We start from the raw sequence: 14,206 nt of genomic DNA on the forward strand, positions 1-14,206 counted from the left end.
AGGTGCGCAGCCTATTGACACAGCGCCGCATCGGTGTACCTCGGACTGGCCGCGCTGCTCGACAACGCCGACGATCTGACCGGCCAGGCCATCGGCCTGCTCAGCTACGGGTCCGGCAGCGTCGCCGAGTTCTTCGCCGGCGTCCCCGTCCCGGGTTACCGGTCGCGGCTGCGGTCCGAGCAGCACCGCGAGGTGATCGCCCGGCGCCAGGAGATCGACTACGCCGACTACCGGGAACGCCACGAGCAGGCCTTTCCGGTCGACGGCGGAGATTATCCGGCGCCGAGGGAAACCGCCGGCCCGTACCGGCTGGCCGGGCTGTTCGGGCACAAGCGGGTCTACGAGCCGCGGTAGCGGGTCTATGAGCCGCGGTAGCGGGTCTATGAGCCGCGGTAGTAGGTCGCCGGCGGCATGCTGCTGCCGCGGAGTTATCCACAGGGGTTTCCGGATCCGACCGGACACGGGACCTTCGGGACATGACGAACCACCACGAAGCAGCACGCACCCCGTCCGACCCCTCGTCCACCGGCCCGTCCGGAGGCGTCGACGCCTCCCGGATCACCCTGCGCAGTCCGGCCGAACTGGCCGACGCACTGCCCTACATGCTCGGCTTCCACCCGAGCGACTCCCTCGTCATGGTCGCCGTCCACGGGGAGGCCGGCCGCTTCGGCGGCCGGCTCCGGGTGGGCATCCCCACCGCTCCCGAGGAATGGGAGGACACCGCCCGGCAGGTCGCCGACTGCTTGATCCGCGGCAGTGTGCGGCGCGGCGCCAAGCCCGACGGCATCATCGTCTTCCTCTGCCAGGACCCGCACCGAGGCGACAGCGCGCAGCGGGTGATGACCAAGCTGCGCCCGTTCGCCCAGCGGATCCGGCTGGCCTGCGGGGCCCTCGACGTCCCCGTACTGGAGGCCCTGTGCCTCTCCGCCGGGCGGTACTGGTCCTACTGCTGTCCGGATGAGCGCTGCTGCCCCGCCGAGGGCAGTGCGCTGGCCGCGCCCGGCACCTCGGTGATGGCCGCCGCGGCCACGTTCGCCGGACTCCAGGTACGCGGCTCCCTCCAGGAGATCGAGCACAGGCTGACACCGCTGCGCGGGACGGTGGCCGGCGAGATGGAGGGGGCCCTGGACCGGGCGGCCGTCGCGCTGGTGCCGAAGATCCTCGACGGGGCCACCCGGGAGGAGGTGGGCGCCGAGACGGTTCTCCTCGCCCGCGCGCTGATCCAGCGCATGATCCTCGCCCCGCCCGCCGAAGGCGGCCCCGGAGCCGATGCCCGGGACGACGCGCTACTGGGCCACGACGAGGCCGCCTCGTTGATCCTCGGGCTCCAGGACCGCGAGATCCGCGACATCGCCGCCGAGTGGATGGAGGGCGAGGAGGCGGCCCCCGCCCTACGGCTGTGGCGGGCCCTGGCCCGGCGCTGTGTCGGGGCCTACGGCGAGCACGCGGCGGCCCCCCTCACCCTGGCGGGCTGGGTCTCCTGGTCCACCGGGGACGAGCCGACGGCCAGGATCGCCCTGGGGCTGGCACTCCGGGCGGACGACGGGTACCGCTTCGCGCAGTTGCTCCACCACGCCTGCAACGAGGGGATCGACCCGGAGGGCCTGCGGGAGTGCCTGCGGGAGGAGCGGCGGCGCCGGGAGCCGCGCCGGGGGCGCCTGCCCGCAGGACCCCGGCGGGCGGGCTCCGTCACCAGGCCGCCCGGCCGCCCGGGCCGCACGAGCGGCCGCCGCGAGTCCGGCAGCACCGCGGGGAGCGAGCAGTGATGCGCGGCCGGGGCGAGGACCGCGGGTCCGTGCTCAGGGGGTGGCTGCGGGAAGGGGTGCGAGCGGTCCTGCGGCGACGGCCCGCGCGAAGGCCGACGCTCCGCCGGGCGCAGTCCCCACCGGGGCCCGTGACCCGGGCGGGGGCGGGGGCGTTGCGCTGGGGGGTGGTGGGGATCCGGCCGCGCCGCCGCCCAGCCGATCCACCCGGAGCGCAGACAAGGCGACCCATGGCTCACCCCGTACCCCCAGCCCGCGTAGCTCCCGCCCGCCCGGCCCCCTCGCGCGGGGCCGACCTGCCGCCCGTGCACGGTGCCGTCATCTGCGTCGCCGCTCCGTGCCTGGTCGTCTCGCCCGAGCACGGCCAGCTCACCGGGCGGGGGGCCGACGGGATCTACCGCGCCGGGCTCCGGCTGCTGTCCCGCTGCGTGCTGCGCGTCGGCGGCCGGGACCCGGTCGCGGTCCAGGGCCGCAGTCTCGGCGCCGACCGGGCCTCCTTCACCGCGACCGTCCGCACCGGAGCGGAGCCCGGGCCCGACCCCGACGTCGGAGTGGAGCGGGTCCGGCACGCCGACGGCACCGAGCGGATCACCCTGCGCAGCTTCACCGGCCGGTCCCTGAGGATCCCGGTGGAGCTCTCGCTCGGCACCGACCTGGCGGAGCTGGCCGAGGTGGCCGCCGGCCGGGCCGGTCCGGAGCTGCCCGCCGCGGTGCACGCCGCCGGACTGCGCTGGACCAAAGGCGGGGCCCAGGCCGTCACCGCGGCCGAGCCGCCTCCGGACGACGCGCTGGCCTCCGCCGGGCTGCTGCGCTGGCAGCTCGAACTGCGCCCCGGCGAATCCCGCACCATCGAGCTGCGGACCACCCGCGACCGAGGGGCCCGGGCCCCCGCCGGCCAGGTGGCCAACCCGCTGTCCGACGACGCCCGCGCGGAGGGAGACGACCCGCGGGCCGAGGCGTGGCTGCGCACGAGCGTGCAGGACCTGGGCGCGCTGCTGCTCAGGGACCCGAAGGAACCGGCCGACAGCTACGCGGCGGCCGGAGTGCCGTGGCGGCTCGGACTGGCCCCGGCGGAATCCCTGTGGGCCGCCCGCATGGCGCTCCCGCTCGGCACCGGACTGGCCGCCGCGACCCTGCGCATCCTGGCCCGGACCCAGACCGGCGGGCGGGGCGGCGACGCGGGGAAGATCCCGGGGCCGTTCCGCGGGGCCGGGCCGCAGCTGCCCCCGGGATGCACCGGGACCGAGGCGACGCTCGCCTTCCCCGCGGTGCTCGCCGAAGCCCGGCGCTGGGGGATGCCCGAGGGGGAGGTGGCCCGGCTGCTCCCGGCCGCCGAGCGGTGCCTGGAGTGGATCCGGGGCGCCTTCGGGGAGGACGGCTTCCTGGCCGATCCCGATCCGGGACCGCGGCGCTGTGAAACCCAGGCCCACGCCCATCGCGCCGCGCTCCTCGGGGCCGACCTGCTCGCCGGGTGCGGGCGGCCCGGAGCCGAGGAGTGGCGGGACCGGGCCGCCGAGCTGCGGGAGCGGTTCGCAGCCCGCTTCTGGGTCGACGGCCCGGACGGCGGCCGGCCCGCGGCGGCCCTGCATCCCGACGGGCGGCCGCTGCCCCGGCTGACGGGGGCCGCCGCCCACTTGCTGGACACCGGGCTGCTCGGCGGCGGCCGGCTCGCGCGCGGACTCCTCGACCGGGTCCGTACCGAGCAGGTGGCCCGGCTGCTGGGAGCCCCCGCCATGGATTCCGGTTGGGGGCTGCGGAGCATGGCGGTCCGCGAGCCGGGGCACAACCCGTTCGGGTACCGCTCGGGCGCGGTACGGCCGTACGAGAGCGCGGTCGCCGTGGCAGGCCTGGCCCAGGCGGGCTTCGAGAAGGAGGCCACCGGGCTGCTCCGGGGCATGCTGGACGCGGCGGAGGGCTTCGGTTACCGCCTCCCGGAGATGTACGCGGCCGAGCAGCGCACCGCCGGCAGTGCTCCGCTTCCGCATCCGGCGGCCTGCCGGCCTGCGGCGGTCGCGGCGGCCGCGGGGGTCCACGTACTGACCGCCCTGGCCGGGATCCGCCCGGACGCCCCCGCCGGCACGGTCGCCCTCGTACCGCTCCCCGGCGCTCCGCTCGGTGAGCTCCGCCTCTCGGGGCTGCGGGTTTCGGGGGAGCCCTTCGCCGTCCGGATCAGCCGGCTGGGCCTGGGCATGGTGGAGGAGGCAGCCGATGCGCTGCAACTGGGCGGGTAGGCGGCGCCCCGCCGACCGGGCCGGATCGGGCCGCGGCTTCCGGTTCCGTGTTCCGAAGATCTCCAAAGCTCTGTTTATCGTCAGGCAGACGACTATGATCGCGGCATGTCGCCCTACGACCCGTCGGCCTTTCCGCCCTTCGCCGTCACCGTCGACCTGGTCGTGCTCACCGTGCGGCGCCACGCGCTCTGCGCGTTGGTCATCCGGCGGGGTGAGCAGCCGTTCCAGGGGAGCTGGGCGCTGCCCGGCGGCTTCGTGCGCGGGGACGAGGACCTGTCGGCGGCCGCGGCCCGCGAGCTGTCCGAGGAGACCGGCCTCTGCGCCCACGACCCGGCCGCTCCGGACGTGGGCAACGGGGCACACCTCGAACAGCTGGCGACCTACGGTGATCCGAAGCGGGATCCGCGCATGCGCGTGGTCAGCGTGGCGCATCTGGTGCTGGCTCCGGATCTGCCCGCCCCCCGGGCCGGCGGCGATGCCAACAGCGCGCGCTGGGCCCCCGTCGACGAGCTCCTCTCCACGGACGGCCAGACCGGTGCCGGACTGGCCTTCGATCACGAGCAGATCCTCGCCGACGGCGTCGAGCGGGCCCGCTCGAAGATCGAGTACTCCTCGCTGGCCACCGCCTTCTGCCCTCCCGAGTTCACCGTCGGCGAGCTGCGCCGGGTCTACGAAGCGGTCTGGGGCGTCGCCCTCGACCCCCGCAACTTCCACCGCAAGGTCACCGGCACCCCCGGGTTCCTGGTGCCCGCAGGGGGGACGACGACGCGTCAGGGCGGCCGTCCCGCCCAGCTGTTCCGGGCCGGCGGGGCGACCCTGCTCAACCCGCCGATGCTGCGCCCCGAGGTCTGATCTCCGGGCGCCCCGCACCGACCCGGGGGCGCCGCCAGGGGCGGCGTTCCGGCGGGTAGCCGGGCTCGCACCCCCGTGGACGAAGGCCTCGGCGCCGACACGGGCGCGATGCGCGACCACTTACGCCTTAAATCGGACATATCGCGTTATCTTGTTGGCGGAACTCACCCTGCCGCAGAGCGGTCTCACCCCCCGCGAGAGAAGCGATGCTCCAGGCCATCGGACTCACCAGCACCCCCCGCCGAAACCTCCCGCCCCTCGTGGACGACCTCACCTTCGAGGCCCGCCCCGGGAGCGTGACCGCACTGCTCGGCGAGCCCGGCTCGGGCAAGACCACCGCGCTGCGGCTCATGCTCGAACTCGAACCGGGACGCGGAGTCACGTACTTCCGCGGGCGCCCCCTGCACCGGATCCCGCATCCGGGCCGCGAGGTCGGCGTGCTCCTCGGCGACCTCCCGGGCAACCCCTCGCGCACCGTGCGCGGCCAGTTGCGGATGCTGTGCGCCGCCGCCGGCGTGCCGGCCGCGCGGGCCGACGCCATGCTGGAGGTCGTCGGCGTCGCGGGACTGCGCGACCAGCGGCTCGGGTCGCTCTCGCTCGGCATGGAGCGCAGGGTCGCGCTGGCCGCGGCCCTGCTCGCCGACCCCTGCACGCTCCTCCTCGACGAACCCGCCGCCGGGCTCTCGCCCCGTGAGCGGAGCTGGCTGCACGGGCTGCTGCGCGGCCACGCCTCCCTCGGCGGCGCGGTGCTCTTCACCACCGACGACGCGAAGGAGGCCGCCCGCAGCGCGGACCGGGTCGTGAGCATCGAGGCGGGCCGGCTCGTCGCCGACCAGGACGCCGCGGAGTTCGCCCGGACCCGGCTGCGGCCGCGGGTCGCCGTGCGCACCCCGCACGCCGCCCGGCTGGCCGACGTACTGGGCCGGGAAGCGCGGGCCGCCCAGCGCACGGTGGAGATCGTGGAGGAGAGCGGCAGCCGGCTGTCGGTCTACGGCAGCAACTGCGCCGAGGTCGGCGAGGCCGCCTTCCGGCACGGCGTACTCGTCCACCAACTCGCCGACGAGACCGGAGACGCGGGAGCGCCGCCGTCGCTGCCGCGCGCCCGGGACCGCGTCGGATCCGGGGCCGCCCGGGCCGCTGCAGCCGACGGAACCCCCGCCGCCGACGGAACCCCGGCAACCTCGGGCGCGGGCGGCGCAGACCGGACCCGCCCCGCCCGCGCCGCCCGCCCGGGGCGGCCCGCCTCGGCCGTGCGCCGGCTCGGAGGCCCGGTGCGGCCCCTGCGCTACGAGCTGCACCGGATCTTCGGCACCGCCACCCCCGTACTCACCGCCGCCTTCGTCGTCGCCGTCTCCGTCGTCACGGCGCTGGTGCTGGCCCGGGCCGGCCACACCCCGCAGAACAAGTTGCTCGCCGCCTGGCCGGAGTTGCTCCCGCTGCCGCCCGCGGCGCTCGGGGCCGGACTGCTCGGAGCCCTGGCCTTCGGGGAGGAGTACCGCTACCCCGCGCTCGCCGCCGACCGCGGCACCGTCCCGCGCCGACTCGGGCTGCTCACGGCAAAGCTCGGCGTCAGCGCCGTCCTCGCGCTCCTGCTCGGCGCCCTCGCCGTGACCGCCGACGCCGCGGCCCTGACGCTGGTGTTCGGCGGCGGGCCGCTCCGTACGCCCGCGGAGTGGATCTCCCCGGCCGCGAGTTGGGCGGGCCTGCTCATCGGCTGCGCCTGGTCCGGAGTCCTGGCCTCCGGCGTCTTCCGGTCCGCCTCCGCGGGCCTGGCCGCGGTGCTCGCCGTACCGGTGATGGTCGTACCGCTGGTGCGCAAGGCCCTGGACGGCCCGTCCGCGTACCCGGTCACCGGACTCGCCGAGCGGCTGCGCGGCCTGGCCTGGGCGCAATGGCCGCCGGAGGCGGACCGGGTGGTCCTCGGGGCGATCCGGGTGATGGCCCAACCGGTCGGCACCGCCCTGGTGTTGTCGCTGATGGTCCTGTTGTGCGCCTATGGGTTCACAGGACTGCGCGGCCGCGTCCGTTTGTGAGGGATCGTTGGTGATCGTTCCGATGCCGGTCCGGACCCAACGGGACCGTTGTGGTCCACATCAGGCCCGGCGGACCGCAACTCCCCGCAAAAGGCCCGGTTCTTTACGATAAGTCGTCAATTGCGTAGGTGGCACCGATCACCCTTTCGTGTGCTTTTCACCAAAGACCTCAAGGGTCGCCGGAACACGGCCGACAAAGGATTCGTGAGTACCCTTGCGCACACCATGATGACCGCCGCCCGCCATGCCGATTCCGGCCTCGCCGGCGCGGGCGAACTCGACCGCTACCCCTACCCGGAGGCCTCGGGGGCCGACCGGGTGGGAGTGCCCCACTGGGACGGATCCGACGTCGAGTTGAGCCGGGTCGGCCGCCGCGCCGCGGGCAGCCGCGGCCGCGGACTGCACGGCCAACTCGTCCAGCAGCTCGGCCAGATGATCGTCTCCGGCGACCTCGGCGCGGACCGCCCGCTGGTCCCCGAGGAGATCGGACAGCGTTTCGAGGTCTCCCGTACCGTCGTCCGCGAATCGCTGCGGGTCCTCGAGGCCAAGGGCCTCGTCAGCGCCCGCCCCAACGTCGGCACCCGGGTCCGCCCGGTCGCCGACTGGAACCTGCTCGACCCCGACATCATCGAGTGGCGAGCCTTCGGCCCGCAGCGCGACGACCAGCGCCGCGAGCTGGGCGAGCTCCGCTGGACCATCGAGCCGCTCGCCGCCCGCCTCGCCGCCGGCCACGGCCGCCCGGAGATCCAGCAGCGCCTCGCCGACATGGTCGAGATCATGGGGCACGCCCTCGGCCAGGGCGATTCGATCACCTTCGCGCGTGCGGACAACGAGTTCCACGCCCTGCTCATCCAGGTCGCGGCCAACCGCATGCTGGAGCACCTCTCGGGGATCGTCTCCGCCGCCCTGCAGGTGTCCGGCAGTCCCATCACCTCCTGCGACCGCCCCAGCGAGACCTGCGTCGCGCACCACGCGCGCATGGTCGAGGCCCTCGCCGCCGGCGACGCGATCGGCGCGGAGAACGCCATGCGCCAGCTCTTGACGGTGCATCCGGAGGTCGAGCGCGTGGTTCCCGCCCCGCGCGAGCACTGACGGGCCCGAGCGCGCGGGGGGCGGCGCGTCGACGTGCCGCCGGTCCCGGGCGGCGCCCCGGGACGGAGTCCGGGGAGGGTCCGGCGGCGGAGTCCGGCTCCCCGCCCGGGCGCTGAGCGCCCCGGTCGGTTCCCGGCTCCGGTCCTCAGCCGCCGGGACGCCGCTTCCGGGGATCCGTCCGGCCCGCGAAACGGGGCGCGTTCGGACACACCGGACGTGCACAAATAACGGTATGACCGGCATGGCATCAAACGGGGTGTGACTCGGGCCACGAAGATTGGGCGTAACGCTCCGCGAGGTCACGCGATGACCTAAGAGGTGATGGCCGACGGAGGGAAGACAGCAGCCCTTGGGGGTGCTGTGCAGCTCCCCGGCCCCTGCCCGCGCCCCCGGCCCATCCCCAGTCGGTGGTCGTCGGCTCCGGTCCAGCACCACCAGGCCGGGGTCGGAAGCCGTTTCCATCGTTCCGAGAGGTTGTTCGTGTCGGCCAGCACATCCCGTACGCTCCCGCCGGAGATCGCCGATTCCGAGTCTGTGATGGCGCTCATCGAGCGGGGCAAGGCCGAGGGGCAGATCGCCGGCGATGACGTGCGTCGGGCCTTCGAGGCTGACCAGATTCCTGCGACCCAGTGGAAGAATGTTCTGCGCAGCCTCAACCAGATCCTCGAGGAAGAGGGTGTGACGCTGATGGTCAGTGCCGCGGAGTCGCCCAAGCGCACCACCCGCAAGAGCGTCGCAGCGAAGAGCCCCGTCAAGCGGACGGCCACCGAGCCCGTCGCCAAGAAGGCGGCGGCCAAGACGGCGGCCGCACCCGCCGCCGGCGTACCGGACGCGGTGGCCGAGGCGGCGGAACCGGGGCCGGTCGACGTCGACGCCCTCGCGGAGGGGACCGCGACCGAGCCCGCCGCCAAGAAGACAGCGGCGAAGAAGACGGCGGCGAAGAAGGCCGCGCCCGCCAAGAAGGCCGCGGCCAAGAAGACGGCGGCGAAGAAGACCGCCGCCAAGAAGGACTCCGACGACTCGGGCGACGAAGAGACCTCCGAAGAGGGTCCCGGGGCCGCCAAGGCCGAGTCCGAGGACGAGGAGGAGGGCGCCGAGAGCAAGGGCTTCGTCATCTCGGACGACGAGGACGACGCCCCGGCCCAGCAGGTCGCCGTGGCCGGCGCCACCGCCGACCCCGTCAAGGACTACCTCAAGCAGATCGGCAAGGTTCCCCTCCTCAACGCCGAGCAGGAGGTCGAGCTGGCCAAGCGCATCGAGGCCGGACTCTTCGGCGAGGACAAGCTCGCCAACTCCGACAAGCTGGCGCCGAAGCTCAAGCGCGAGCTGGAGATCATCGCCGAGGACGGCCGCCGGGCCAAGAACCACCTGCTGGAGGCCAACCTCCGCCTCGTGGTCTCCCTCGCCAAGCGCTACACCGGCCGCGGCATGCTCTTCCTGGACCTGATCCAGGAGGGCAACCTGGGTCTGATCCGCGCCGTGGAGAAGTTCGACTACACCAAGGGCTACAAGTTCTCCACGTACGCCACCTGGTGGATCCGGCAGGCGATCACCCGCGCCATGGCCGACCAGGCCCGCACCATCCGCATCCCGGTGCACATGGTCGAGGTCATCAACAAGCTGGCCCGCGTCCAGCGCCAGATGCTCCAGGACCTGGGCCGCGAGCCCACCCCGGAGGAGCTGGCCAAGGAACTCGACATGACCCCCGAGAAGGTCATCGAGGTCCAGAAGTACGGCCGGGAGCCGATCTCCCTGCACACCCCGCTCGGCGAGGACGGCGACAGCGAGTTCGGCGACCTCATCGAGGACTCCGAAGCGGTCGTACCGGCCGATGCCGTGAGCTTCACGCTCCTGCAGGAGCAGCTGCACTCGGTCCTCGACACGCTGAGCGAGCGCGAGGCGGGCGTGGTCTCCATGCGCTTCGGCCTCACGGACGGCCAGCCGAAGACGCTCGACGAGATCGGCAAGGTCTACGGGGTCACCCGTGAGCGCATCCGCCAGATCGAGTCGAAGACCATGTCGAAGCTCCGTCACCCGTCCCGGTCCCAGGTGCTGCGCGACTACCTGGACTGAACCGGCCCGGTCCGGTCCGGAAGGGTGCGGCGAGGGGTTCGCCGCAGGTCGTCGCCGGTGGCCGCGCGGGTGCGCGCGGCCACCGGGCGTCCCACTCTGAGTGGAGTCATGCACACTCGGAGTCAGGAGGCCTCATGCGTCGTCCCTTTGCCCGTGTCCTGGCGGGAGCGCTGACCCTGGCGGCGGGAGCGGCGGCGGCGCCGCTCTGCCAGGCGCCGCGAGCGGCCGCGGACAGCGTGGTGATCGGCGGAAGGCCGGTGAAGGTGGCCGACGCCCCGTGGGTCGTGGCCCTCGCGAGCCGTGACCGGTTCGGGGGTACGCGCGGCGGCCAGTTCTGCGGGGGCGTCCTCGTCGCCCCGAACAAGGTCGTGACCGCGGCCCACTGCCTGGGGCGCCAGGTGCTGGGAGGCCCGGTCGACTCCGTCCGCGACTTCCGGGTGATCACCGGGCGTACGGAGCTGCGTGCGAGCGAGGGCAGGGAGATCGCGGTGCGTTCCGCCCGGGTGAACCCGGCCTACGACCCGGGCAGCAACGCCGGCGACCTGGCCGTCCTGGAGCTGGCCGAAGCGGTGGCCGCGCAGAGCGTGCTGCCGATGGCCGACCCGGGGCACCCGGCGTACGGGGCCGGCACCGAGGCCGCCGTATACGGCTGGGGCGACACCAGCGGCTTCGGCGACTACGCCTACGCGCTGCGGGCCGCCGGGGTGACGGTGCTGGCGGACGAGGTGTGCGGGCGGGCCTACCCGGGAGACGCCGACGGTCAGTACCGGTCCGACTCCATGGTGTGCGCGGGGGACCGCGCGGGCGGCAAGGACGCCTGCCAGGGGGACAGCGGCGGCCCCCTGGTGGCCCAGGGGCGGCTCATCGGACTGGTGTCCTGGGGGCGCGGCTGCGGGCGCGCGGACAGCCCGGGGGTGTACACGCGGATCGCCCCGCTGATCGGCTTCGTCGCCGAGTCCGCCAGTGGCCCTGAGGCGGCCCGGGGGGTTCCGGCCCGCCCTGATGCCCGCGGAGTCCTGGGGATGGACGTACGCCCCGCTCAGGGGCCCGGGAGGGGCGTCGCCGCAGGGGACCGGGCCGCGCCGAAGCGCTGAACCCCGTCCGGCTGCAGCTGTCCGCCTGCGTCTGTCCGGACATGAGGACGGGCGGTGCCTCTGGGTCGCAGAGGTACCGCCCGTCGACCGGCTTCGCCGGTCCTGGCTCGTCGGATGCGAGGTATAGGCCTTGTGTCAGCGGTCCTCGGGGTCGGCGGCACTGGCCGCCGGAGCGGACGTAAGCCGCTCGGTCTCATCCTGTATTTCCGCGGCGATCTTCTTGAGTTCCGGCTCGAACTTGCGCCCGTGGTGGGCACAGAAGAGCAGTTCACCGCCGCTCAGCAGGACGACGCGCAGATATGCCTGGGCGCCGCAACGGTCGCATCGGTCAGCGGCCGTCAGCGGGGTCGCGGGTGTCAGAACAGTAGTCACGTCGCCTCTTCTCTAGCTCGACGAGCTGTCGTACCAGGGTCAACATCCAACCAGGCCGAAAACGTTCCCGCTCGCGGCTTTTCCTCGAAACTTCCTTCCGAAGCTGGCCGGCCGTTGCCGGTTGGCGGCGAAGGAGCCGTATTGCGTTGCTTTACGGTTTCGCGTTGTCAGGTCGTTCGCTTGTCGCAGTTCTGCCCTCTCCGGCTGAGTGCCGGTTGTTGATGAGGACGTGCCCGAACACTAAATGGTTCATGCGTGGAAGGGAACGTGATGTTTGCTTCACCCCCACGAGGGATCGAACATGCGTGCGGATCTGCACTAGGCTGGTGAAGGGGCTGGGATGGCGTTGCATCGGCTCTACCAGGCCTCGGTACCCTTCCAACGGCAACCGAGCCACCACTGCGCCCGACCGGGCCAGAAAAGAAATTCAGCGAGGAGCGAACTGCGTGACCGCCGACACGTCCGTGCCTTCCAGCGCACTGCTGACCGGAGCAGACCGGGACGGCTCCAACTACACCGCGCGGCACCTGCTCGTCCTCGAGGGCCTCGAGGCCGTCCGCAAGCGCCCCGGCATGTATATCGGCTCCACCGACAGCCGGGGCCTCATGCACTGCCTCTGGGAGATCATCGACAATTCCGTCGATGAGGCCCTGGGCGGGTACTGCGACCACATCGAGGTGATCCTCCACGAGGACTCCTCCGTCGAGGTCCGCGACAACGGCCGCGGCATCCCCGTGGACATCGAGCCCAAGACCGGCCTGTCCGGCGTCGAGGTCGTCATGACCAAGCTGCACGCCGGCGGCAAGTTCGGCGGCGGGTCGTACGCGGCCTCCGGCGGCCTGCACGGCGTCGGCGCCTCCGTGGTCAACGCCCTCTCGGCGCGTCTGGACGTAGAGGTCGACCGGGGCAGTGCGACGCAGGCCATCAGCTTCCGTCGCGGCGTCCCCGGCATGTTCACCGAGCAGGGCCCCGAGAGCCCCTTCGACCCCGCCAACGGTCTGCGCAAGGGCAAGCGGATCGCCAAGGGCAAGACGGGCACCCGGATCCGCTACTGGGCCGACCGGCAGATCTTCCTCAAGGACGCCAAGCTCACGCTGGACACGCTCTACCAGCGCGCCCGCCAGACGGCCTTCCTCGTGCCCGGCCTGACCATCGTGGTCCGCGACGAGCGGGCCCTGGAAGGGGCCGGCAAGACCGAGGAGACCTTCCGCTTCGACGGGGGTATCAGCGAGTTCTGCGAGTACCTCGCCCAGGACAAGGCGGCCTGCGACGTCCTGCGCCTGACCGGCACCGGCACGTTCAAGGAGACCGTCCCGGTCCTCGACGACCGCGGCCACATGACCCCCACCGAGGTCACCCGCGAGCTCGACGTGGACATCGCCCTGCGCTGGGGCACGGGGTACGAGACGAACGTGAAGTCGTTCGTGAACATCATCGCCACCCCCAAGGGCGGCACCCACATCTCCGGCTTCGAGCGCTCGGTCACCAAGACCGTGAACGAGGTGCTGCGCTCCGCGAAGCTGCTGCGCGTGGCCGAGGACGACGTGGTCAAGGACGACGCGATGGAGGGCATGACGGCGGTCGTCACCGTCCGCCTCGCCGAGCCGCAGTTCGAGGGCCAGACCAAGGAGGTGCTCGGCACCTCGGCGGCCACCCGGATCGTCGCGGCCGTCGTCGCCAAGGAGCTCAAGGCGTTCCTGACCTCCACCAAGCGGGACGACAAGCAGCAGGCCCGCTCCGTGATGGAGAAGATCGTCGCGGCCGCGCGGACCCGCATCGCGGCCCGCCAGCACAAGGAGGCGCAGCGCCGCAAGACCGCGCTGGAGTCCTCCTCGCTGCCCGCCAAGCTGGCCGACTGCCGCAGCGACGACGTGGAGCGCAGCGAGCTCTTCATCGTCGAGGGGGACTCGGCGCTCGGTACGGCCAAGCTCGCCCGGAACTCCGAGTTCCAGGCCCTGCTTCCCATCCGGGGCAAGATCCTCAACGTCCAGAAGTCCTCGGTCTCGGACATGCTCAAGAACGCCGAGTGCGGGGCGATCATCCAGGTCATAGGAGCCGGCTCGGGCCGGACCTTCGACATCGACGCCGCCCGCTACGGGAAGATCGTCCTGCTCGTGGACGCCGATGTGGACGGCGCGCACATCCGCTGCCTGCTGCTCACGCTCTTCCAGCGGTACATGCGCCCGATGGTCGAGGCGGGCCGGGTCTTCGCCGCCGTGCCGCCGCTGCACCGGATCGAGCTGGTCCAGCCGAAGAAGGGCCAGGACAAGTACGTCTACACGTACTCGGACAACGAGCTGCGCCAGACCCTGCTGGAGTACCAGCGCAAGAACGTCCGGTACAAGGACTCGATCCAGCGCTACAAGGGCCTCGGTGAGATGGACGCCGACCAGCTCGCGGAGACCACCATGGATCCCCGCTTCCGCACCCTGCGCCGGATCAACATCGGCGACCTGGATTCGGCCGAGTCGGTCTTCGACCTGCTCATGGGCAACGAGGTGGCTCCGCGCAAGGAGTTCATCACCAGCTCCGCCGCCACCCTGGACCGCTCGCGGATCGACGCCTGAGCGGACCCGCCGCCACCGGGGGACCCCGGTGGCACTTCCGTGGCCCTGGCACACCGGTGCTCTTCGCTCCATCACCTGATGGAGTGAAGAGCACCGGGACACCAGTCCGGAAACAGTCCCTCCCGCACA

Annotated in this window: 10 protein-coding genes; 9 read left to right on the forward strand and 1 reads right to left on the reverse strand. The window is 72.9% G+C overall.

Annotation, left to right across the window (positions count from 1 at the left end):
• Nucleotides 1-33 precede the first annotated feature (33 nt).
• The 8 genes from AC061S_RS06050 (at nt 34) to AC061S_RS06085 (ending at nt 11,138) form a co-directional block, all read left to right on the forward strand.
• A complete protein-coding gene (locus AC061S_RS06050; protein ID WP_478684796.1) occupies nt 34-354 on the forward strand; it encodes a hypothetical protein in 321 nt (106 codons plus the stop codon).
• A gap of 122 nt (nt 355-476) precedes the next feature.
• Nucleotides 477-1,766, forward strand: coding sequence for a DUF4192 domain-containing protein (locus tag AC061S_RS06055; protein WP_478684797.1), 1,290 nt, complete (start codon nt 477-479; stop codon nt 1,764-1,766).
• A gap of 227 nt (nt 1,767-1,993) precedes the next feature.
• Nucleotides 1,994-3,994, forward strand: a complete 2,001-nt coding sequence (locus AC061S_RS06060; protein ID WP_478684798.1) for an amylo-alpha-1,6-glucosidase — start codon at nt 1,994-1,996, stop codon at nt 3,992-3,994.
• 105 nt (nt 3,995-4,099) lie between these two features.
• Nucleotides 4,100-4,846, forward strand: a complete 747-nt coding sequence (locus tag AC061S_RS06065) for an NUDIX hydrolase (RefSeq protein ID WP_478684799.1) — start codon at nt 4,100-4,102, stop codon at nt 4,844-4,846.
• A 206-nt stretch (nt 4,847-5,052) separates the two neighbouring features.
• Entirely contained in the window at nt 5,053-6,879 is a 1,827-nt protein-coding gene (locus AC061S_RS06070) for an ATP-binding cassette domain-containing protein (RefSeq protein ID WP_478684800.1), read from the forward strand.
• Between the two features lie 150 nt (nt 6,880-7,029).
• On the forward strand, nt 7,030-7,971 hold the full coding sequence (locus tag AC061S_RS06075) for a FadR/GntR family transcriptional regulator (protein WP_478684801.1): 942 nt from the start codon (nt 7,030-7,032) through the stop codon (nt 7,969-7,971).
• 474 nt (nt 7,972-8,445) lie between these two features.
• Nucleotides 8,446-10,044 carry an RNA polymerase sigma factor gene (locus tag AC061S_RS06080; RefSeq protein ID WP_478684802.1) on the forward strand — a complete coding sequence of 533 codons (1,599 nt, stop codon included), beginning with the start codon at nt 8,446-8,448 and terminating at the stop codon, nt 10,042-10,044.
• A gap of 134 nt (nt 10,045-10,178) precedes the next feature.
• Nucleotides 10,179-11,138, forward strand: a complete 960-nt coding sequence (locus AC061S_RS06085; RefSeq protein ID WP_478684803.1) for a serine protease — start codon at nt 10,179-10,181, stop codon at nt 11,136-11,138.
• A 135-nt stretch (nt 11,139-11,273) separates the two neighbouring features.
• Here the strand turns inward: AC061S_RS06085 and AC061S_RS06090 are convergent, their stop codons facing one another.
• On the reverse strand, nt 11,274-11,510 hold the full coding sequence (locus tag AC061S_RS06090; protein WP_327255290.1) for a DUF7455 domain-containing protein: 237 nt from the start codon (nt 11,508-11,510) through the stop codon (nt 11,274-11,276).
• A 446-nt stretch (nt 11,511-11,956) separates the two neighbouring features.
• Between AC061S_RS06090 and AC061S_RS06095 the strand changes: the two genes are divergently transcribed.
• Nucleotides 11,957-14,077, forward strand: coding sequence for a DNA gyrase/topoisomerase IV subunit B (locus AC061S_RS06095; RefSeq protein WP_478684804.1), 2,121 nt, complete (start codon nt 11,957-11,959; stop codon nt 14,075-14,077).
• The last annotated feature ends 129 nt before the right edge of the window (nt 14,078-14,206 follow it).

This window comes from Streptomyces sp. CA189 (genome assembly GCF_056428985.1).